Below are 20,599 nucleotides of genomic sequence, written 5' to 3'. Positions count from 1 at the left end.
CGGCTCCTTAATCTTCATGGCCGGCAGCGCCCTTGCCCTGCTCCGCCTTGATGGTGAAGCTGTGGGCTGCGGCGTATTGGGCTTGCGGGCGAAGGCCGGAGGTGATTTCCACCAGCTTGCCGTCCGAACGGCCGACCGTGACCGGCACAGGTTTGAATGCCTGCCCGTCGCGCTGGAACACGACCTGGGCGCCGTTCAGCGTTTGCAAGGCTTCCTTTTCTACGGCGACCGGCACTTCGGCCGCGCCGGTGACTACGTCGACGTCGACGAACAGGCCAGGGCGCCAGGCCAGCTTGGGGTTGTCCAGCACCACGCGGGCACGGGCGGCGCGGGTCTGCTCGCCGATCATGGCGCTGACGAAGCTCACCTTTCCCTTTACTGCGGCGTCGGAGGCGGCGGAATGCAACACTGCTTCCGTGCCGACTTTGACGATTTCGAGATCCTTCGCCGGCACCACCACTTCCGCCCACACTTGGCGCAGGTCGGATACGGTGAAGACCTTGGTCTCCGCGCCGATTGCCTCGCCGACAGCGATATGCTTGTCGACCACCAGGCCATCGAACGGCGCCCGGATTTCCAGGCGGTTGAACGCGCCCTTGCCCGAGCCGCCTGCGCCGATTGCCACCAGCTTTTGGCGTGCGTTCTGCACGGCGATGCTGGTTTCATGCCACTCCTGCTCCGCTTTCAAGTAGTCCTGGCGGGCGGAGACCTTTTCTTCCCACAGTTTTTTCTCGGACTGGTAGACGGCGTACGCCAGGGCGGCGCGCTTTTCGGCGGCGGCCAGGGTGCTGCGTTGCTCGGAGACTTCGGCGCTGGCGACGACGGCCAGCAACTGGCCCTTGCGGACCTGCTGGCCAAGGTTAGCCTGGACTTCCTGCACAATGCCGTCCACACGCGGCGTAACGTGGGCAGTGCGGTCTTCGTTCAGTTTGACCTCACCCGGCAGGCGGACGAAGGTTTCCAGCCGCGCTGCTGCGGCAATGCGCATCTGGATGTCGGCAGCTGCGACTTGCGCGTCCGTAAAGGGAATCGCTACCGAATGCGGCGCTTCCACGGCGTGCGGTGCTTCCGCAGCAGCCGGTGCGCGCTCCCAGCCCAACACGCCGCCCGCCAGCAGGACTGCAACGGCCACCATGGCCGTAATGGTGATTTTCTGATGCTTGTTCATTTCAAATCCTTGATGTCCGCGGCGCCGACCAGCTTTGCCAGGTCGGCTTTGGCGCGATAGAAGTCGGAGATGGCCCTCAGATGCTGGCCCTGTGCCTGCACCCAGGTACGCTGTGCGTCCAGCACCTCGACGTAGTTGAATTTGCCCGCTTCGAAGCCCTTCATCGCCGCGTCGGCCGCGTACTGCGCGCCGGGCAAGACGTCCTGGCGCACCAGGCGTGCCTGCTGCAGCGCCGCCTGCATGCGCGCATGCGCCTGCAAAACCTCGGCGCGCACTCGCAGTCGGGTGGCCTCAAGCTCCGCACGCGCCTTGTCCGCGCGGTGTTCGGCCGCCGCGATCGCGCCCTGGTTGCGATTGAAAAGCGGGAGCGGCACCGACAGCCCAATGATGTTCTGCCGAACGCGCTCACGTTCCGGCCCCTCACGCTTGGCGCCCAGGATCAGCGAAACGTCGGGCATGCGCTGCGCGCGCTCCAATTGCACGGAAGCGTCGCCGGCTTCGACTTCCGCCAGCGCACGTTCAATTGCCGGCGCAGACGAGAGCAACTGATCAACGCGAGCGGCCGGCATCACTGCATCCTCCGGCGATGCCGGCGCCGTCAGCGTCCCAATCTCGCCAGCCGAGCTGCCCAGCAAGCTGGCGAGGCGGATGCGCGCCTCGTCAAGCTCGCGCTGGGCCGTTACGCCCTCCATGCGCCAGTTAGCTTCCGCCACCCGCGCCCGCGCCTCCTCGACAGGCGAGATCTTTCCCGCCAGGACACGGCGCGCAGCCGCATCGCTCGAACGCCGCCCGGTTTCGCTGACCTGCGCAGCCAGCGCCACATGCTGCTGCGCGAGCCAGGTCTGATGATAGGCCGCTGCGACTTCGGCCTCGACCCGCGCCTGGCCGACGGCCAATTCCAGCGCCGCGGCGCGGCTGCCGGCGCGCGCCACAGCCATCCGAGCCGAACGTTTTCCGCCCAGTTCAAGCGGAATCGATAGCTGGATGGTGGAAGACCCGCCCTGGCTAGACTTCCCTTCACGCAGATATTCCATTGCAGGATTTGGCGGAAGCGCCGCCTGTCGTCCGGCCGCGTCGACAGCCGCTGCTTCCAGCGCCAGCGCCCGCAGCTCGGGATTGCTTTGCCGCGCACGTTCCAGCGCATCGGCAAGCGTCAATGATGGTTGCGCCCACGCCGGCGCCATGAAAATGGCCGCCAGCAAGGGCACGCAAATGCTCTTCACAATTTTGCTCCTTGATGATTGATGGGGAACGGCTGCAAGACGCAGCCGGATCAATCAGCGGAGCCTGTCGGGACGCGGAGGAATATCCGGAATAAAGGAATGAATAGGCGGCTCCGGCGGCTGCACCGGAGCGATAGATTCAGTGTACTGGGTGTCGCTGGCGGGAGCAGCGATAAACGGCGCGTGGAAGTGATGGCAAAAATCGCACTGCGTGCAGCAGCCGCCGTCCGAATCCGGCAAATCCTGCGCGGAAGCGGTGTGCTCGCCAGCCTGCAAGACCTTAGCGACCAGGCAGCAGCTGTCCGCCGCAGCCAGGGTCGCCTGGAGCGGGAGCAGGAACAGCAGCAGGATGACAAGGACGCGCCGGATACTCATGGTGCGCCATTATAGCGCTTCAACAAGCGCTCTACACTGCCATCGGATATCAGGGTGCCGATCGCGTGCTGGATGTCGCTGAAAGGAATGGCGGACTTCAGCGAAAACGCGCATTGGGCCATGAAAGGGTCAAACTCGAAATCGATGCGTAGTTTATGCAAGGGGTCGATCTGCATCAGGTATTCCGCGTTCATGCGCCCCATGATCGCGTACTGCATCCGCCCATGCTGGATCTTCGAAATATTCAGCTCCATCGAAGGTGCATCTTCCCGAACGAAAGCGCGCCCGAGCTCCGACTCGATCATCGAATACGAGTAGCCAAGCACGGTGCCCACTGGTTTATTAGCCAAGTCCGACAGGACACGCACCGGCGGCGCTTCGACGCGCGACACCAGCACACCCGAATCGGGAATCAGCGGCTGGCTCCAGTTGAATGCTCCCGGGAGCCAGCGCGGGAGCACGAAACAGACCCCGTCCGCCCTGCCGCCCACAAGGAATTCGGCAACCCGTTTGGCCGGTGCACTGACATAGCGGACGCGCAACCCCATGCGATGTGCAATGCTATCGCCCAAGTCTTTCACAATACCATCGACCAACTCTCCATCATGAAATCGGGACAAGGGCATGTTGTGATTGGTCGCAGCGACGAACACCAGCTCCCCCGGCCCAGCCATCGCGGCTGGGCTCAGCGCCAGCAACAAACATAAGCATGCAAGCCGGATAGGAGCCATGCGTCGATGATAGCAGAGCGGCTTGACCCAGGTCATGGATCGGGCACTGCAAATTGACGCAAACTGGAGACATCAACAACACAGGAGGACACCATGTCTTACCGCACCATCGTCGTTCATGCCGACCGCGCCTCCAATACCGAAGCGCGTATTGCGCTGGCCGCCTCTCTGGCCCTGCGCGAGGACGCCCATCTGGTCGGCGCGGCAATGACCGGCATGCCGCGCTCGATGCTCGCTGGCCGCAGCTATGAGGGCAGCGGCGTCTATCTGGCCGATTACCTGCGCCGCGCCGAAGAGCGCGTGCAGCAGGCACTGGAACAGTTCAACAATATTGTCGAAAAGCTCGGTGTTCCCTCCCACGAGGCACGCGGCAGCAATGACGATGAATACGCCGGCCTTTGCCTGCAGGCGCGCTATGCCGACCTGGTGGTGCTTGGCCAGGCCGCCGCAGCGGAGAGCAATGAAGCAAACCTGCTACCCGACCTGCCCGATTACGTGCTGCTGAATTGCGGCCGGCCAGTGCTGCTTGTACCGCGAAGCGGACGTTTTCCGACGATCGGCAAGCGGGTCCTGGTGGCGTGGAACGGCAGCCCAGAGGCCGCGAAGGCAGTCACCGCAGCCCTGCCCCTGCTGCGCGGTGCGGAACAGGTGACCCTTGCCGTGCTGGGAAATGGCGACCTGCTGGGCGAATCGCCCGGCGCCGACATCGCACTTTACCTGGCGCGCCACGGCGTGAACGTAGAAGTGCTGCGCAGGCCCGAGCCGACGGATCCCGGCAAGGCCCTGCTGTCACTGGCGGCCGACTTTAACGCCGACCTGCTGGTGATGGGCGGCTACGGCCATAGCCGTTTCCGCGAATTGATGATGGGCGGCGCCACACGCACGGTACTGGCAACGGCAACGCTGCCAGTACTGATGGCGCATTAAACAGTCAAAACGCCGCGGCGCATCTGGTCCAGCTCAATCGACTCGAACAGGGCTTTGAAGTTACCTTCGCCAAAGCCCTGGTTGCCCTTGCGCTGGATGAATTCGAAGAACACTGGGCCCAGCTGGTTTTCCGAGAAGATCTGCAGCAGCAGGTCGCCCGGCTTACCGTCGATCAGGATCTTGCGGTCGCGCAGGGCTTGCAGTTGCTCGCCGTGGCCAGGAATACGGCGGTCGACCAGTTCGTAGTAGGTGTCGATGGTATCGAGCAGCTTTACGCCGGAGGCGCGCAGCCTGTCGACGGACTCGAACAGGTTGTCGCTACCCATGGCGATGTGCTGGATGCCTTCGCCGCGATAGGCGTCCAGGTATTCCTGGATCTGGCCGGGACGGTCGGTGCCTTCTTCGTTGATCGGGATGCGCAGCTTGCCGCAAGGGCTGGTCATGGCTTTCGACTTGACGCCGGTAACCTGGCCTTCGATGTCGAAGTAGCGCACTTCGCGGAAGTTGAACAGGCGCTCGTAGAATTCAGCCCACTCACCCATGCGGCCACGGTGCACATTGTGGGTCAGGTGGTCGATGTAAGTCAGGCCATGGCCTTTCGGGTTCTGGTCAACGCCCGGAATCGGTTCGAAGTCCACATCGTAAATGCTGATATTGCCGTTGCCTGGCCAACGGTCAACCAGGTAGATCAGCGAGTCGCCGATGCCTTTGATTGCCGGCAGGTTCAGTTCCATCGGGCCGGCCTTGCTTTCGAAGCCCCAGGCGCCCAGTTTCAGCGCGCGCTTGTAGGCGTAGGCCGCGTCTTTTACGCGGAAGCCGATTGCGCATATCGATGGACCGTGCATTTCGGCGAAGCGCTGTGCGAACGAATCCCTTTCGGCATTCAACAGGAAATTGACGTCGCCCTGGCGGTACAGGGTGACATCCTTGCTACGGTGGCGCGCCACGGCGGTAAAGCCCATTGCCTCGAAAGTCTTGCCCATTGCGACCGGGTCCGGCGCCGCGTATTCGATGAATTCGAAGCCGTCGGTGCCCATCGGGTTGTCCCACAGTGAGTCGGTCATTTGCTGTCTCCGGAAAGGTGTTTGGATATTGGATATACTACGCACCGATACTGGATTTTTTGCGCATAATGCACGCCACCAAGCGCTAAATATGCGTGTTTTACGCACAAACTTAGGGATTCATGATGATCACTGTTGACCGCCACGACTTATCGCTGCTGAATGAACTCCAACGCAACGGGGAAGCCACCAACGCCGCCCTGGCGGAGGTGCTGCATTTATCGGTGTCGCAAGTGGGCCGGCGTGTGCAGCGCCTGCGCGAGGCGGGCATCATCGACCACTATGCGGCCGTTCTGGAGCCGGCCACGGTGGGCCTGGACGTGATGGCCTTCGTCCATATCACGCTGGACCGCCACGGCGAGAAGCGCGGCGACGCCTTCGAACAGGCGATCCGCGACGTGCCGGAGGTGATGGAATGCTTTTCGGTGACCGGCGAGGCAGACTATGTGGCGCGCGTGGTGTCGCACGACCTGGCCTCGTTTGCCGACCTGATGATGAAGGAAATCCTGCTGCTGCCCGGCGTGGTCAACGTGAAGTCGAATATCGCGCTGAAAAAAATCAAGCAATCGACCGTGCTGCCGCTGGAGCACATCGTGCGGCCGAACCCGCGCAAACAGCGCATCGAGTTCGCCCGCACCTGATTTACTGCACTACCTCGAGTGAGGTCACAGTCAGCGCGCCGTTCACGCTCTCCACGGTGAAGTGGATTTTGTCGCCGGCCTTCACCTTGTCCAGCATGGCGGCGTCCTTGGCGCGGAATACCATTGTCATGGCGCCCATGCCCAGGTTTTTCAGCTCGCCGTGCTTGATGGTCATTTTGCCGGAAGCCTTATCGACCTTCTTCACTTCACCGTCGGTGGTGTCTGCTGTAGCGGCGGCGGCGCCGTGCTGCGCATGGTCGGCGTGTTGCGCCAATGCCGGCGCGCCCGCCAGGCAAACTGCCGCCAACATGCCGGCCCGCAGGGTGATGCTGAGTGCTTTCATTTGATTTCTCCTTGAATTTCTCGCCGCCTGAGCAGCATAAACGCTGCCGGTACTACAAACAACGACAGCAAGGGTGCGGACAGCATCCCCCCAACCATCGGCGCAGCGATGCGCTGCATGATTTCAGATCCGGTGCCCGAACCGAACATGATCGGCACCAGACCCGCGACGATCACAGTGACCGTCATCGCTTTCGGCCGCACGCGAAGCACGGCGCCTTCGCGGATCGCGTCCAGCAAATCCGCTTCGCTGCAACGCCCGGACGCAATACGGCCCTCCCAGGCGTGTTTCAGGTAGAGCAGCATGATGACACCAAATTCGGCCGCTACGCCGGCCAGCGCAATGAAGCCGACGCCGGTCGCCACGGACAGGTTATGCCCCAGCGCCCACAGCAGCCACACCCCGCCCGCCAGCGCAAACGGCAGCGTTGCCATGATCAGCGCCGCTTCGTCGGCGCGGCGGAAGGTCAGGTAGAGCAGCACGAAAATAATCAGCAGCGTAGCCGGCACCACAACCTTCAGGCGCGCCGTTGCTCGCTCCAGGTATTCGAATTGGCCCGACCATGATACCGAATACCCCGGCGGCAATTTGACGCTGGCGGCGACAGTGCGCTGCATCTCCTGCACCGCCGAGCGCAAATCGCGCCCGTGGATGTCGACATAGACCCAGCCCGACAGGCGTGCGTTTTCACTGCGCAGCATCGGCGGGCCATCGCTGATGCCCACCGTCGCCACGTCGGCCAGGCGCAGTTGGGCGCCGCGTTCTGCCAGCAGAGGCAGGTTCCGCAAACCCTCCAGCGAATCGCGCAACTCGCGCGGGTAGCGAACATTGATCGGGAAGCGCTGCAGGCCTTCCACCGTTTCACCGACATTGTCGCCGCCCACGGCGCTGGCGATAATGCCCTGCACTTCGTCAATATTCAGGCCGTAGCGCCCCGCAGCCGCGCGGTCGATGGCGACGTCAATGTAGCGGCCGCCGTTCAGGCGCTCCGCCAAAGCCGACGACACGCCGGCCACCGGCCGTATCGCACGTTCGATTTCGCTGGCGACCCGGTCGATTTCCTGCAAGCCGGGGCCGGAGACCTTGATCCCCACTGGGCTCTTGATGCCGGTCGCCAGCATGTCGATCCGGTTGCGGATCGGCGGCACCCAGACGTTGGCCAGGCCCGGCACCTTGACCACGCGGTCCAGTTCCGCCACCAGCTTGTCCGGCGTCATGCCGGGCCGCCATTGATCGCGGGGCTTGAACTGGATCGTGGTCTCGAACATTTCCAGCGGCGCCGGGTCTGTGGCGGATTCCGCGCGGCCCGCCTTGCCGAAGACGCTCTGCACCTCCGGCACGGTCTTGATCAGGCGGTCGGTCTGCTGCAACAGTTGCTGCACTTTGCCTGCGCCCAGGCCTGGCAAGGCGGAAGGCATGTAGAGCAAGTCGCCTTCATCCAGTGGCGGCATGAATTCGCCTCCCATGCGCCCCAGCGGCAAGAACGACAGCAGCGCCACGGCCATCGCCGCCGCCAGCGTGGTTTTCGGCCAGCGCAGCACGCGTTCGAGTAAGGGCCGGTAGGCGGCGATCAGCCAGCGGTTTAGCGGATTGGCGTGTTCGTCCGGGATGCGGCCGCGAATCAGGTAGCCCATGAGGACCGGGATCAGAGTGACTGCCAGTGCGGCCGCCGCAGCCATGGCGTAAGTTTTGGTAAAGGCCAGGGGTGCGAACAAGCGGCCTTCCTGCGCCTCCAGCGTGAACACGGGGATGAAGGAGAGCACGATCACCAGCAGAGAGAAGAACAGCGCCGGACCCACTTCGGCCGCTGCTGCGCCGATGACTTGCCAATGCTCTTCACCGTCCAGGGAGCGGCCCGGGTTGGCTCGCCGCCATGCCTCGATATGCTTGTGCGCGTTTTCGATCATCACCACAGCCGCATCGACCATGGCGCCGATGGCAATTGCAATGCCGCCCAATGACATGATGTTGGCGTTGACGCCCTGGTAGTGCATGACAAGGTAGGCCGCAAGTACGCCGAGCGGCAGCGACACAATCGCCACCAGTGCGGAACGCAGATGGAAGAGGAATAGCGCACATACCAGCGCCACCACGACAAATTCTTCAAGCAGCTTGCTTTCAAGGTTCGCAACTGCGCGGCGGATCAGGTTGGAACGGTCATACACCGGCACAATCTCCACGCCCGGCGGTAAGCTGGCCTTCAGGTCCGCCATTTTCGCTTTGACCGCATCGATGGTTTGCAGTGCATTCTTCCCGGAGCGCATGACGATCACGCCGCCTGCAACCTCGCCTTCGCCATTCAGTTCGGCGATCCCGCGCCGCATTTCCGGCCCAAGCTGGATGGTCGCCACATCGCCCAGGCGCACCGCAACTCCGCCGGCGCTTGCCGTCAGCGGGATCTGGCGGAAGTCGTCCAGCGAGCGCAGGTAGCCCGAAGCGCGCACCATATATTCCGCTTCCGCCATTTCCAGCACGGAGCCCCCGACCTCCTGGTTTGCGCGGCGGACAGCATCGATCGCCTTGCTGTGCGTGATGTTGTAAGCGCGCAGCCGCGCGGGATCAAGCACTATCTGGTATTGCTTCACCATGCCGCCAAGGCTGGCCACTTCCGCCACGTTCGGCACGGCCTTCAGTTCGTACTTCAGGAACCAGTCCTGCAAGGCGCGCAACTGCGCCAGGTCATGCTTGCCGCTGCGGTCCACCAGTGCATATTCGAAGACCCAGCCAACGCCGGTTGCGTCTGGGCCAAGCGAGGCGCGGGCTTGCGGCGGCAGGCGTGACTGCACCTGGTTCAGGTATTCCAGCACGCGGGAGCGCGCCCAGTATGGGTCGGTCCCGTCTTCAAAGAGCACGTAGACGAAGGAGTCGCCGAAAAAGGAGTAGCCGCGCACCGTACGCGCGCCAGGCACCGACAGCATCTGGGTCGTCAGCGGATAGGTAACCTGATTCTCCACGATCTGCGGGGCCTGGCCGGGGAAGGCGGTGCGGATGATCACCTGCACATCCGACAGGTCCGGGATCGCGTCCAATGGCGTACGCTGCAAAGCCCACGCGCCCCAGCCGGCCAGCATGGCAGAAGCCAGCAAGACCAGGAAGCGGTTGCGGATCGACCATAGAATCAGCTTCGCGATCATTTGCGGTCCCCGTGCTGGTGGGGCGACATGGCAGTTATCTGGAAGCTGCCGTCCGCCAGCTGCGTAAATTCAAAGCTCACGCGGTCGCCCGGCGCCACGCGTATAGGCAAGGCGCCGCGCGGCAGTTTGAAGCCCATCGTCATGGCCGGCCATTTCATGGTCGCAATCGGGCCATGGGACAGCGTGATCTCGTCCTGCCCGACCGCTTCCACGGTGGCCTCGCCGCGATGGGTGGCAGGCGCGGCGCCACCCATCCTTTGCTCGCTGCCTTTCAGGCTAGCCTCGGAGTCGAGCAGGAACTGGCCGGAGACCGCTACTTTCTGGCCCTCCCGCAGCCCGGAGCGAACCTCCACTTGCCCGCCGGCCTCGGCTCCCAATTCCACCTGGACTGGCGCAAACTTGCCCGCGCCCTGTTCCAGCATCACCACGTTACGCGTGCCGGTGCGGATCACCGCATCCGAGGGCACGAGCAGCGCGGGATGCGCCTGGCGCGGCGCGAACGATAGCGTGACGAACATCCCCGGCGCAAGGCGCGCAGCCGGATTATCCAAAGCGATACGCGCGCGGATGGTACGCGTGGTGGAATCGACCTGCGGCAGTATCGCAGCGACCTTGCCGCGCAAGTCGGTATCTTGCAAGGCTGCCGCTCGCGCAGTGACCTCCGTACCGACAGAAACTTGCGCCAGAACGGTTTCCGGCAATTCGGCGTTGACCCACACGGTATCGAGGCCATTGATGCGATACAGCGGCGTCCCGGTGGCCACACTCATCCCCTCGCGCGCAGCCAGTTCGGTCACTACGCCGCTGCGCGGCGCAAGCAGCATCTGGCGTGCCTGCACGCGCCCCCCCGATTCCAGTAATCGTACCTGCTGCTCGCTCATGCCGGCCAGGCGCATGCGCTGCCGCGCCGCATCCAGCAGCGCAGGCGAAGCACCAGCCTGCATGCGGCGAACGGCGAGAAATTCTTCCTGCGCCGCCACCCAGTCGGGCATGGTCACTTCCACCAGCGGCTGGCCTCGCCGTACCGGTTCCAGCGGCGAACGCACCAGCACGCGCTCCACGAAACCATTGGCACGCGCCTGCACCTCGGCCACGGCGCGCTCATCGAAAGCAACGCTGCCTACCGCCGATACCGCCAGCGGCAGCGCACCGCTGCTCACCGGCGCGGTGCGCACGCCAAGGTTCTGCTCCAAGCGGGGGCTGATGGCGACGGTGCCAGCGTCTTCGCCTTCACCGGCGTACACGGGGACCAGCTGCATATCCATGTACGGCGACTTGCCCGGCTTGTCGAACTTCTGCCCCGGCACCATCGGATCGTGCCAGTACAGAGGCTTGCGCCCCTCCGCAGCGGACGCCTGAACGGAAGCGGCATCGCGCTTGCCAAGCTGGTAGCCGCCAAATACGCCAATGGCGCCAAGCGCGCCGGCCGCCAGGAGGGCGGCGATCATTGCATTCTTCTTCATTGGTGCTGACCCTTCAGCGGCTGGATATAAGTCAGTTGCGCCCAGGCGCGTGAATTGCCGCGCTGGATTTGCAGCAGCAGCAGCCGCTGCTCGCTCTCGGCGCGGCGCGCCGCCAGCACTTCGGCCAGGCTGGCCTTGCCGCCACGGTAGGCCGCCAGCACCGCCTCGGTGCGGTCGCTGGCCAGCGGCAGTATGTCCTTCTCGAATCGCGCAATCCGCTCGCGGCCCGCCTGCCAGTCGGCGAACTGGCTACGTACTTCCGCCACATGTTCGCGCAGCGTTTCATCGCGTTCGGCCTGCGCCTGGCTGACAGCGGCGAGGCGGGCGGAAAACTCGCGGTCCTGGCGCTTCGCGCGGTCCCATTGCAGCGGCACGGACACGCCAATTGAAACCATGTTCGGATATCCGGGCCCGCGCTGTTGAAAGGCCACTTCCACGCTCCAGTCGGGCGTGCGGTTGGCGCGCGCCAGCCCCGCTTCCGCCTGCGCCATTTCGGCCTGTCGCGTCAGCATTGCCACTTTCGGGTGGTGTTCCAGCGTCGTCTCCAGCGCTGCGGGGTCGATGGCGACTTTGCTGGTGTCGGCTTCGCCAGCCAGCACCGCGTCTTGCGCTTCGCCAGTCCAGCGGGCCAGCATGATGGCCGCGTTGCGCGCCTGCAGGCGAAATTCAGTAGCGCGGTCCTCCAGCGCAAGCAGGGCAGCCCGCGCATCGAGCAGGCCGGCCTGGCTGCCCCGGCCACCGCGATACGCCGCCTCCGCCGCGGCAATTTCGTCGCGCGACAAGGCGATCTGGCGCGCCAGTTCCGCATCCATGCGTTCCAGGTGATAGCGGTCGAGCCAGGCGATGGCCGTATCGCGCTGGATAGCGGCGGTCAACGCTTCGCTCGCGGCGAGGCTGCGGCCCGCCTCGCTCTCGTAGCGCGCAGTGCGCCAGCGGCGCTTTTCGCTGCTGGTCAATTCCTGTGCGACGCCGATGCGGCGCATGGTCATGGAATCGGCGCCTATCCGGTAACGGTCAACCCCGCTCACCGGCAGGTTGTCGACACCAGCCTTCAGTACCGGATCGGGCAATTGGCCCGCTGCCACGGCCATATCACGTGCAGCATCGGCCGCAAAGCCTTGCGCCGCCAGCTGCTTCGAATGATCAAGAGCGCGCTGCTGCGCTTGCGCCAGCGTCAGCGAGGGCGCGGCAGCGCTTGCGGCGGCAACGCAAGCGAGGGCGCAGCCGGTTGCGAGGCGGCGCCAGATGTAAGGGGAAAACATGAAACCTCCAGGATGCATGGAAAACCAGGCGTGCGCCACGCAGGCGGACGCGATACGGCATCAGGCAAACTGGAAGGTCAATTCAGGAAACAACAATGCTCTATGGAGTGCGGCGGAGACAGACTTCGCGCCAAGCCAGGCGGTTCGGTGGCCGGACGGGTTGATTCCGGCGCCCAGGCATCGACAACGATGGTGCCCGCCAGGTCGGCGGCCACGAATGGCAGGATCGGCGGCAAATCGGGTTTGTCCAGCGCCTGCTTGGCCGCCAGGTTGGCTGCTTTCGCCTTACACAGGCTGGGCTGGGTCGGGTCCATACCAGCGCAAGGGGAGCCGTTGGCTACCGGTTTTCCAGCCGATGGGCAGGCGTAGGACGCCACGGCAAGCTGCATGAACAGCATGCTGAATAGCGCCACCATTGCGGCCACGATCCTGGAAGTCCGGCGGAATTTCATGCGGCGATAATAGCCCTATTCAAACTTCGAGACAAGCGCGCCTTCCTTAAAGATGGCTTAGCACCGGGCTCAGTAAAGCAGCTCCAGCCTTCGCCAAAGCGTGCAGGCTCGAATCAATCCAGCAGCGATTTGACCATCACTTTGCCGTCCGGGCCTGCAGCTTCCTGGCGCACCAGCAGTTGCGTGGCCTTGGCCATCCAGAATTTGGCGACGGTGCCGGGGCGGTTGTAGTCGGTGGTCAGCAGCCAGCAATCCACGGGGCCTTGCGGGCCCTGGATGGTTTCGCTGCCAACCACTTTCCACGTGTAGCTTGCCGGCGCCGGGCCTCCCGGGTGGTAGAACTTGATGCTGGCTTCGTAGCCCGCTGCCAGCGGCAAGGCCTGCAGGAATTCGATGTCGGTCTCGAAGTTAAAGGTCGGCTCGTAGGCGCTGAAGTCAAAATTCTCCTCGGTGCGCTTGCCATCCTTCTCGCGAACCCGATGGTGGGTGCGCGGCTTGAAGGTGTCCTTGTCGAACCAGGAGTCGAGCAAAACCAAGGTGTTGGCGCCGTCCCAGCGCTGGCGGATCTGCATGCCCTCCGGCGTGAAGCGCACTTCGCGCGTCCAGATATCGATCGGCGTATTCACTTCACCGTTGCGCACGTAGCGCAGCCAGTGGTGGGCGCCCTCCTTGACCATGGACATGCGAGGAAGCGGCGCGCCGACCTTGACTTCGGCGGCGCCGGCGGCTGCGCAGCAAAGCGCTAACAGAAACAGCAAAGTGCGTGGCATAAGCGGGCTCCTTAAATTTTTAGCAATTATGCCCGATTGCCACAAATTTGCGCAGCCAAATTTTATGCCGTCAAATCAGCTACTTAAGTAAGCCGCCCGCCGCTTGTTAACAGAGTTTTCCACAGAAACCGTTAACAACTCTTACCACCATGCCGCGTACAGGGACACCAGCACGCCAATCACCAGCAGGGAGCCAACCAGGAAGCGGCGGTCCATGCGGAACATGGATGCCTCGACTTCCAGCTCGCCCTGCCCCGGTTTGTGCGGCGCGGCCAGGCTGATTGCCACCATGACCATGGCGCAGAAAGCAAAGACAATGCCCATGCGGTCGATGAACGGGATCTCGTACACGCCGGCCGCATTGGCCTTGGCGAGGCCCATGCCTGCAAGGCTCGACAAGTCGCACCAGCCAGGCAGGAATTTGAGCAACAGCGAGCCAATGAAACCGCCGACCGCCGCGAACATGGCCGCCGCCGACGTGGTGCGTTTCCAGAACAAGCCGAAGACGAACATCGCGAACACGCCCGGTGAGACGAAGCCGGTGTATTCCTGGATGTACTGGAAACCGCCCTTCTTGTCGATGCCCAGCGTCGGTGCGATCAGCACCGCCAGCACCATGGCCACCACCACGGTCACGCGGCCGATCCACACCAGGCGGGTTTCGCTGATCTCGCGTTTGGAGGCTTTCTGGAAGACGTCCAGCGTGAAAATGGTGGCAATGCTGTTTGCCTTGCCGGCCAGCGAAGCGACCACCGCCGCCGTCAGCGCAGCAAACGCGACGCCTTTCAGGCCGCTTGGCAGCAGGTTTAGCAAAGTCGGATAGGCGCGGTCAGGATTGATTTCACCACCCTGCAGCATCGACGTGGCAAAGGCACCGTCATGCTGGTGCAGCACATAGGCAGCGATACCAGGCAGCACCACAATCAACGGCATCAGCAGCTTGAGGGCTGCGGCGCACAGCAAACCGGCACGCGCGGTCGGCAAATCGGCGCCCAGGGCGCGCTGGGTGATGTACTGGTTGCAGCCCCAGTAATTCAGGTTCACGATCCACATGCCGCCCAGCAGAATCGACAGGCCTGGCAAATCCATGAAGAATGGATTGTCGCGCTTGAAGATCATGTCGAAGTGGTCAGGCGCCTTCGCGCCCAGCACCTTTAGCCCGTGCATCACGCCACTGCCGCCATCGAGTGCAGCCACCAGGTCCAGCGCCAGCCAGGTTGTCACCAGGCCGCCCAGCACCAGGCACACGACCTGGATCACGTCCGTGTAGCCGATCACGCGCATGCCGCCCAGCGTAATGAAGACCGCGAACACCGCCAGTGCAATCATGCAAGGCAGAAGCGGGAGGCCTCCCATGCTGCTGATCGCCAGCGCACCGAGGTAAAGGATGGAGGTCAGGTTCACCACCACGTACAGCATCAGCCAGAACACCGCCATCACCATGGCTACCGTGCTGTTATAGCGCGTGTGCAGGAATTGCGGCATGGTGTAGATGCGGTTCTTCAAATAGACAGGCATGAAAAAGGCGCCCACGATCAGCAGCGAGGCGGCGCCGATCCACTCATAGCTGGCGATTGCGAGGCCCATGCTGAAACCCGCGCCGCTCATGCCGATGAACTGCTCGGCCGAGATATTGGAGGCGATGATCGAAGCACCGATCGCCCACCAGGTCAGCGAGCCTTCTGCCAGGAAGTAATCGTGGGAGGCGCTTGCCTGCCGCGCGCGCTTCCGGCGGTAAACGTACAGGCCGTATCCGCTGACGACGATGAAATAAAATAGGAAGACCAGGCTGTCCAGGGTGCTGAAGGTACTCATGATGCGTGTCTCTCGTTATGAATATGGGGGAGCTGCTGATCAGGTCCATCCGCCGTCGACGACGAATTCCTGTGCGGTGCACATCTTGCTGGCGTCGGAGGCAAGGAACAGCACCATTTCGGCCAGGTCGTCCGGCATCACCTTGCCCGGCAGGCATTGGTTGCGTGCGATATCGCGTTCGCCTTCCGCGTCGAGGTGCTGGGTGATCTGCTTTTCGGTCATCACCCAGCCCGGCGTGACGGTGTTGATGCGCACGCCCATGGCGCCGACATCGCGCGCCATGGCGCGGGTCATGCCGTGACAGGCCGCCTTCGCGGTGGCGTACAGCGGATAGTTGCCGTTCTTGATCTTCCAGCTGGTGGAGCTGAAATTGATCACCGAACCGCCGCCCTGCTGCTCCATGCCCGGCAACACAGCCTGGATCGCGAAGAAATAGTGGCGCAGGTTGATCGACATGCGCATATCCCAGTCTTCCGGCGTGACGGACGCGATGCTATGGCGGCCGTCGTATGCGGCGTTATTGACCAGGACATCGATCAGGCCCCAGCGTGTCAGCACGCCGCTAATCGCTTCGCGCAGCTGATCCAATTGGGTCAGGTCGCAGCGCTGGTAGAAAGGCGCCACGCCATGAATGGACGCCAGCTCCTCGCACAATGCGCGAGCTGCGGTATCGTCGATATCGACAAAGGCCACGCGGCAGCCTTGAGCGTGCAAGCGTCGCACGATGGAAGCGCCAATGCCGGATGCTCCGCCGGAGACGAAGGCCACCTTCCCGGCGAGGTCTGGATAAATCGGGTTCTTCATAGAGTTTTTCCTTAACCGAAAGCTGCTGGCAGCATTCCGGGAATTTCAACGCGCGCCGCAAACAGCGCGCCCGCCAACGGTTCGCGCCCTTGCAGGCCTTCCGATGCGGTGGTGATGAAAAGGGTGCGCAGGTCAGATCCGCCGAATGCCACCGAACTAGGCTGCGAAACCGGCAGTTCGATCGCCTGCTCGCAGCTGCCGTCGGGCAGCAGGCGAAGCACGCGGCCCGAGCCCCAGCAAGCGACCCACAAGCCGCCTTCGCTGTCGAAGCACATGCCGTCCGGCGCGCCTTCATCTTCGCTGAAGCTGCGCCATAACAAACCCTCGCCTGCTTTGCCATCGCGCACGTCGTAGCAGTAGGTCTGTCCGCGCAGGCTGTCGTTGTGCAGCATCAGGCGGCCGTCGGGGCTGAAAGCCGGGCCGTTGCAGATATGGATTCCCTGGTCTTGCACGCTCAGGCTCAAGTCGGGGCCGAGGCGGAACAGTTCGCCGTCCGCGCGCTGTGGCTCGGTGTCATGCATGGTACCGAACCACACGCTGCCATCCGGGTGCGCCTTGGCGTCGTTCAGGCGCACGCCCGGCGGCAGCTCGATAGGGATATCCAGCTCCTGCGCGCTGGGCGACTGGCCAAACCAAGCGCGTGCGATACCGCGCCTTGTGCCAGCCAGGTAGCCGCCGTCGCGATGAGGCACCAGCCAGCAGATGTAATCATCGAAACTGTAGTGGCGCACGGCGCCGCTGGATGGGTGGAAGGCATGCACCGCCTTGCCCTTGATGTCGACAAAATGCAGCAACCCAAGATCGGCATCCCATACCGGACCTTCGCCCAGCAATGCGCCGGCCTCGTAGGCGACGATGGCGCGCAGCGTCTTCATTTTGCCGCCCCTTGCGCCAGCTTCCAGCCCTTGACCATGGCGTTGGCCTTGTTGCTCAATTCGACAAGCGACATGCCCGGCTTGTACAACGAAGAGCCGATGCCAAAGCCGGTAGCGCCGGCGGCCAGCCAAGGCGCCATATTGTCGTGGTCAATACCGCCCACGGGCCACACGTGCAGGCCGGACGGCAGCACGGCGCGCATGGACTTCAGCACGCCCGGCGATTCGGCAGGGAACAGCTTAAGCGACTGCGCGCCAGCGTCCAGCGCCACAAAGGCTTCCGTCATGGTGGCAAAACCCGGGGCGCACCACATGCCTTCCGAACGCGCGGCGCGGATCACCTGCGGGTCGGTATTCGGCGAGACGAACAGCTTTCCTCCTGCCGCAGCGACCGAGGCGACGTCGCCAAAGGTCAGCATGGTGCCGCCGCCGATCAGCGCGTCGCGCGGCGCGAGATTTGCCAGGATGCGGATGGAGTCGAGCGCGCAGGGGCGGTTGAGCGGCACTTCCAGCATGCGGAAGCCCGCTTCCAGCAAAGCGAGGCCGACGCCCTCGGCGTCTTGCGGCGCCAGGCCGCGCAGGATGGCAACGAGTGGCAGGTCAGGCAACATGATTCTTCCCTTCTTGGTACAAGTGGCGCATGGCGCTGCCGTACAGCGCATGCGAATCGGCGACCTTTGCGGTAATGCCGAAAGAACGTGCAGCCCGTTGGTAAGGGACGCACAACGAAAGAGATGCGATCAGCGTGATCTCGTCGTCCGCATGGCGGCTGGCCGCCATTGCCACGAACTCGCTGCCGATCAGCAGGCCGCTGACGAGGGAGCGTGCGTGTGCAGCAGGCAGCGTGCCGCCGACAACGCCGGCACGCACCGAGAACAGCGTGTTGGTCAGCGGCAGGCCACGTCGTGCCAGCGCCAGGCCGGCTTCGAATGCTTCCGCCACATCGGCGCCGCCTTCCAGCAGCGGCGCCAGCGTGCCGTCGCGCGAGAGCATGGCGAACACCTCGCCCGTCATATAGGTGGACCAGCGCTGGATGCAGCCGTTTTTCAGGTAGACCCATTTGCAATGGGTGCCCGGGAGGACTACCCAGCCATCGCGCATGCCGTTGACCACCATGCCAAGCAGCTGCGTTTCTTCGCCGCGCATTACGTCGGCCAGGCCCTCGCGCTGGCGATAGCCGGGAATGATGAAGCGCGCGCCATCGAGTTGCACCAGGTGGGCCGGCATGTCCAGCAGCGGCACTTGCGGGTCGAGGTATGGCGCTTCCTGCCAGCCATGGGCGCTGCCCACCATGCCGGACATCAGCACAGGAATTTCGACAGGGACTTCCAACTGCAGCAGCATTTCATCCAGCGACGCGGCGAATCGCCCGCGCGAGGCCAGCATGCCTTGCCCGTCTTCCGCCTGGCGCAGGACAGCGCCGTCGGCGCCGTAGACATAGGCGCGGCGATTGCTGGTGCCCCAGTCGACGCCGACAAATCGTGCGCTCATCCCGATCACCATTCAGCGACGGTGCCGTCGGCCAGGCGCCACAGCGGGTTATGCCAATCCGGCGCGTTCTTGCTGGCGGCGATGACTTTTTCTTCGTTCACGTCCACGCCGAGGCCAGGCAGGCGTGGTGGCGGCAGGTAGCCGTCCACGATCTGGAAGTCTTCCGGATTGCGCACATAGTCCAGCAGCTCGGCGCCCTGGTTGTAGTGGATGCCCATGCTCTGCTCCTGCAGCACGGCGTTGTACGACACGAAGTCCACATGCAGGCAGGACGCCAGCGCCACCGGGCCAAGCGGGCAATGCGGCGCCAGGCCAACGTCGTAGGCTTCGGCCATGGCCGCGATCTTCACGCATTCGGTGATGCCGCCGGCGTGCGACAGGTCAGGCTGCAGGATGGCCAGGCCGCCTGCTGCCAGCACATGCTTGAATTCGAAGCGCGAATACATGCGCTCACCGGCTGCTAGCGGGATCGAGGTCGAATCGGCCAGGCGGCGGTAGGATTCCCACTGCTCCGCCAGCACCGGTTCTTCAATGAACAGCGGGCGGTATTGTTCCAGCTCGCGGATCAACGGCTTGGCCATCGGCAGCGCGACGCGACCATGGAAGTCAATGCCGAACTCCACGTCTTTACCGAAGGCCTCGCGGATTTCAGCGATGCGCGCCACGGCCGCATCCACCATGATAGCGCTATCAATGAATCCCAACTCTTCGGTGCCGTTCATTTTGAAGGTGTTGATACCGATTTCGCGCAGCTTGCGCATGCCGGCCACGATCTCGCCCGGACGGTCGCCGCCCACCCAGCTGTACATCTTCATGCGGTCGCGCACTTTCCCGCCCAGCAGTTCATACACCGGCTGGCCCAGCGCCTTGCCCTTGATGTCCCACAGCGCCTGGTCGATGCCGGCGATGGCGCTCATCAGGATCGCGCCGCCGCGATAGAAACCGCCGCGGTACATGGCTTGCCACAAGTCGTTGATGCGGCGCGGGTCCTGCCCCACCAGCAGGTAGGATAGTTCGTGGACGGCCGCTTCCACGCTGCGCGCACGGCCTTCGATGACCGGCTCGCCCCAGCCGGTAATGCCTTCATCGGTTTCGACCTTCAGGAACATCCAGCGCGGAGCCACGCGGTAGGTGGTGAGTTTGGTAATTTTCATAATGCCTCGAAAGGGTCTGGTGCAAAACGTAGGTTAACGTTATCATAGTTCGTAACGGCACGCTAGTGCAATTTCTGGAGAAAAAGATGGAACCGACCAAAAAACCATTTCGCCGCATCCTGCTGACTGGCGCTGCCGGCGGACTTGGCAAACAACTGCGCGAGCGCATTGGCGTATGGGCTGACGTGGTGCGCCTGTCGGACCGCGCCAACCTGGGCGAAGCGCGCCCCGGCGAAGAAGTCGTCCACTGCGACCTAGCCGACCGCGACGGCATGATCAATTTGCTGGAAGGTGTGGACGCCGTACTACACTTCGGCGGCATTTCGGTGGAGGACCGCTGGGACCCGATCCTGCAAGCCAATATCATCGGCCTGAAAAACCTGTACGAAGCCGCGCACAAGAACGGCGTCAAACGCATCGTATTCGCCAGCTCCAACCACGCCATCGGTTTTCACCCGACGACGGAGCACCTCGACGCGGACAGCCCTACCCGCCCGGACGGCTACTACGGCCTTTCCAAAGTCTTCGGTGAACAGATGGCGCGCTATTACTGGGACCGTTTCGGTATTGAGACCGTTTGCATCCGCATCGGCTCCGTGATGGAAGTACCCAAGACCCACCGCATCATGCGTACCTATCTGCACCCGGACGACCTGGTTGAACTGCTGCGCTGCTCCCTGGTGACCCCGCGCGTCGGCCACACCATCGTGTACGGCATGTCGGACAACGACGTGAACTGGTGGGACAATCGCAAAGCCGGCCACCTGGGCTACCGCCCGATACACAGCTCGAGCGAATACGGGCACCTGTTCCCGTTCGCTGGCTACCCTTCCGAAGACGACGAGCCAAGCAAATACCAGGGTGGCCCGTTCGTCATCCAGGGACCAATGTACGAGTAATCCCAAGG

General features: G+C 63.4%; 20 protein-coding genes. 3 read left to right on the top strand and 17 right to left on the bottom strand.

Annotated elements, in window-relative coordinates; genetic code table 11:
- Window positions 1–7: 7 nt before the first annotated feature.
- From AC1RTP_RS04845 to AC1RTP_RS04830, 4 genes are read right to left on the bottom strand one after another with little or no spacing between them, the layout of a single operon-like run.
- Window positions 8–1,168 carry an efflux RND transporter periplasmic adaptor subunit gene (locus tag AC1RTP_RS04845; RefSeq protein ID WP_498605213.1) on the bottom strand — a complete coding sequence of 387 codons (1,161 nt, stop codon included), beginning with the start codon at window positions 1,166–1,168 and terminating at the stop codon, window positions 8–10.
- Entirely contained in the window at window positions 1,165–2,391 is a 1,227-nt protein-coding gene (locus AC1RTP_RS04840; RefSeq protein WP_498605211.1) for a TolC family protein, read from the bottom strand. Before AC1RTP_RS04840 ends, AC1RTP_RS04845 begins: the two co-directional genes overlap by 4 nt.
- Window positions 2,392–2,445: 54 nt before the next feature.
- Complete coding sequence (locus AC1RTP_RS04835) at window positions 2,446–2,766, bottom strand: hypothetical protein (RefSeq protein ID WP_498605209.1); 321 nt, start codon at window positions 2,764–2,766, stop codon at window positions 2,446–2,448.
- Window positions 2,763–3,533: a substrate-binding periplasmic protein gene (locus AC1RTP_RS04830; RefSeq protein ID WP_498605207.1), complete on the bottom strand. Its 771-nt coding sequence runs from the start codon at window positions 3,531–3,533 to the stop codon at window positions 2,763–2,765. Before AC1RTP_RS04830 ends, AC1RTP_RS04835 begins: the two co-directional genes overlap by 4 nt.
- A gap of 57 nt (window positions 3,534–3,590) precedes the next feature.
- Between AC1RTP_RS04830 and AC1RTP_RS04825 the strand changes: the two genes are divergently transcribed.
- Window positions 3,591–4,424 (top strand): universal stress protein, encoded by an 834-nt coding sequence (locus AC1RTP_RS04825; protein ID WP_498605206.1) that lies wholly within the window; start codon window positions 3,591–3,593, stop codon window positions 4,422–4,424.
- Here the strand turns inward: AC1RTP_RS04825 and hppD are convergent.
- Window positions 4,421–5,488, bottom strand: coding sequence for a 4-hydroxyphenylpyruvate dioxygenase (gene hppD, locus AC1RTP_RS04820; protein WP_498605204.1), 1,068 nt, complete (start codon window positions 5,486–5,488; stop codon window positions 4,421–4,423). The genes AC1RTP_RS04825 and hppD overlap by 4 nt on opposite strands.
- Window positions 5,489–5,610: 122 nt before the next feature.
- Between hppD and AC1RTP_RS04815 the strand changes: the two genes are divergently transcribed.
- Window positions 5,611–6,129, top strand: a complete 519-nt coding sequence (locus AC1RTP_RS04815; protein WP_498605203.1) for an Lrp/AsnC family transcriptional regulator — start codon at window positions 5,611–5,613, stop codon at window positions 6,127–6,129.
- Window position 6,130: 1 nt separating this feature from the next.
- Here the strand turns inward: AC1RTP_RS04815 and AC1RTP_RS04810 are convergent, their stop codons facing one another.
- From AC1RTP_RS04810 to dgoD, 12 genes are all read right to left on the bottom strand, one after another.
- Entirely contained in the window at window positions 6,131–6,472 is a 342-nt protein-coding gene (locus tag AC1RTP_RS04810; RefSeq protein WP_498605201.1) for a copper-binding protein, read from the bottom strand.
- Window positions 6,469–9,606: an efflux RND transporter permease subunit gene (locus AC1RTP_RS04805; RefSeq protein WP_498605200.1), complete on the bottom strand. Its 3,138-nt coding sequence runs from the start codon at window positions 9,604–9,606 to the stop codon at window positions 6,469–6,471. Before AC1RTP_RS04805 ends, AC1RTP_RS04810 begins: the two co-directional genes overlap by 4 nt.
- The gene (locus AC1RTP_RS04800; protein ID WP_498605198.1) at window positions 9,603–11,069 is read right to left on the bottom strand and encodes an efflux RND transporter periplasmic adaptor subunit; all 1,467 of its coding nucleotides are present in this window, start codon (window positions 11,067–11,069) and stop codon (window positions 9,603–9,605) included. The genes AC1RTP_RS04805 and AC1RTP_RS04800 overlap by 4 nt, the downstream gene beginning before the upstream one ends.
- Window positions 11,066–12,331, bottom strand: coding sequence for a TolC family protein (locus AC1RTP_RS04795; protein ID WP_498605197.1), 1,266 nt, complete (start codon window positions 12,329–12,331; stop codon window positions 11,066–11,068). The genes AC1RTP_RS04800 and AC1RTP_RS04795 overlap by 4 nt, the downstream gene beginning before the upstream one ends.
- Before the next feature lie 77 nt (window positions 12,332–12,408).
- Entirely contained in the window at window positions 12,409–12,783 is a 375-nt protein-coding gene (locus AC1RTP_RS04790) for a hypothetical protein (protein WP_498605195.1), read from the bottom strand.
- A 113-nt stretch (window positions 12,784–12,896) separates the two neighbouring features.
- Complete coding sequence (locus AC1RTP_RS04785; protein ID WP_498605193.1) at window positions 12,897–13,553, bottom strand: DUF3108 domain-containing protein; 657 nt, start codon at window positions 13,551–13,553, stop codon at window positions 12,897–12,899.
- 141 nt (window positions 13,554–13,694) lie between these two features.
- Window positions 13,695–15,368, bottom strand: coding sequence for a sodium:solute symporter family transporter (locus tag AC1RTP_RS04780; RefSeq protein WP_498605191.1), 1,674 nt, complete (start codon window positions 15,366–15,368; stop codon window positions 13,695–13,697).
- A gap of 39 nt (window positions 15,369–15,407) precedes the next feature.
- The gene (locus AC1RTP_RS04775; protein WP_498605190.1) at window positions 15,408–16,172 is read right to left on the bottom strand and encodes an SDR family NAD(P)-dependent oxidoreductase; all 765 of its coding nucleotides are present in this window, start codon (window positions 16,170–16,172) and stop codon (window positions 15,408–15,410) included.
- Window positions 16,173–16,183: 11 nt separating this feature from the next.
- On the bottom strand, window positions 16,184–17,047 hold the full coding sequence (locus AC1RTP_RS04770; protein WP_498605189.1) for an SMP-30/gluconolactonase/LRE family protein: 864 nt from the start codon (window positions 17,045–17,047) through the stop codon (window positions 16,184–16,186).
- Window positions 17,044–17,658, bottom strand: a complete 615-nt coding sequence (locus AC1RTP_RS04765) for a 2-dehydro-3-deoxy-6-phosphogalactonate aldolase (RefSeq protein WP_498605187.1) — start codon at window positions 17,656–17,658, stop codon at window positions 17,044–17,046. Before AC1RTP_RS04765 ends, AC1RTP_RS04770 begins: the two co-directional genes overlap by 4 nt.
- Window positions 17,648–18,538: a 2-dehydro-3-deoxygalactonokinase gene (locus AC1RTP_RS04760; RefSeq protein WP_498605185.1), complete on the bottom strand. Its 891-nt coding sequence runs from the start codon at window positions 18,536–18,538 to the stop codon at window positions 17,648–17,650. The genes AC1RTP_RS04765 and AC1RTP_RS04760 overlap by 11 nt, the downstream gene beginning before the upstream one ends.
- 5 nt (window positions 18,539–18,543) lie before the next feature.
- Complete coding sequence (dgoD, locus tag AC1RTP_RS04755) at window positions 18,544–19,692, bottom strand: galactonate dehydratase (protein ID WP_498605183.1); 1,149 nt, start codon at window positions 19,690–19,692, stop codon at window positions 18,544–18,546.
- An 86-nt stretch (window positions 19,693–19,778) separates the two neighbouring features.
- Between dgoD and AC1RTP_RS04750 the strand changes: the two genes are divergently transcribed.
- Window positions 19,779–20,591, top strand: a complete 813-nt coding sequence (locus AC1RTP_RS04750; RefSeq protein ID WP_498605182.1) for an NAD-dependent epimerase/dehydratase family protein — start codon at window positions 19,779–19,781, stop codon at window positions 20,589–20,591.
- Window positions 20,592–20,599 lie beyond the last annotated feature (8 nt).

Source organism: Pseudoduganella sp. GW821-FHT11H04 (assembly GCF_058807935.1).
The sequence above is the reverse complement of the archived record's forward strand: the minus strand, read 5'-3'. Positions and strand labels throughout refer to the sequence as shown.